General features: G+C 63.2%; 1 protein-coding gene. It reads left to right on the forward strand.

Going from position 1 to position 837, the window contains the following annotated elements; translation table 11 throughout:
- Positions 1-837, forward strand: an 837-nt coding sequence (ispG, locus tag FCI23_RS55975; RefSeq protein ID WP_136731802.1) for a flavodoxin-dependent (E)-4-hydroxy-3-methylbut-2-enyl-diphosphate synthase, incomplete at both ends; no start/stop codon positions are given.

An 837-nucleotide genomic window follows, 5' to 3' on the forward strand; every position in this document is an offset into this window, starting at 1 on the left:
CAGATTCCGGTGATCGCGGATATTCATTTCCAGCCGAAGTACGTGTTCGCGGCGATTGACGCGGGTTGTGCGGCGGTGCGGGTGAATCCGGGTAATATCCGGCAGTTCGACGACAAGGTGAAGGAGATCGCCAAGGCGGCCTCCGCGGCGGGTACGCCGATCCGGATCGGGGTCAATGCCGGGTCGTTGGACCGTCGTCTTCTGGAGAAGTACGGCAGGGCGACTCCTGAGGCGTTGGTGGAGTCGGCGTTGTGGGAGTGCTCGTTGTTCGAGGAGCACGGGTTCCGGGACATCAAGATCTCGGTGAAGCACAATGACCCGGTGGTGATGGTGAATGCCTACCGTCAGCTGGCGGCGAAGTGTGATTATCCGCTGCATCTGGGGGTGACGGAGGCGGGGCCGGCGTTCCAGGGCACGATCAAGTCGGCGGTGGCTTTCGGGGCGTTGTTGGCGGAGGGGATCGGGGACACCATCCGGGTGTCGTTGTCGGCGCCTCCGGTGGAGGAGATCAAGGTCGGTATCCAGATCCTGGAGTCGTTGAATCTGCGGCAGCGGCGTCTGGAGATTGTTTCGTGTCCGTCCTGTGGCAGGGCGCAGGTGGATGTGTACAAGCTCGCGGATGAGGTGACGGCGGGGCTGGAGGGTATGGAGGTGCCGCTGCGGGTGGCGGTGATGGGCTGTGTCGTCAATGGTCCGGGGGAGGCCCGGGAGGCTGATCTCGGGGTGGCGTCCGGTAATGGCAAGGGGCAGATCTTCGTCAAGGGCGAGGTGATCAAGACCGTCCCGGAGTCGAAGATCGTCGAGACCCTGATCGAAGAGGCGATGAAGATCGCCGAG

It is taken from the genome of Actinacidiphila oryziradicis (assembly GCF_005047355.1).
GTDB lineage: Bacteria > Actinomycetota > Actinomycetes > Streptomycetales > Streptomycetaceae > Actinacidiphila > Actinacidiphila oryziradicis.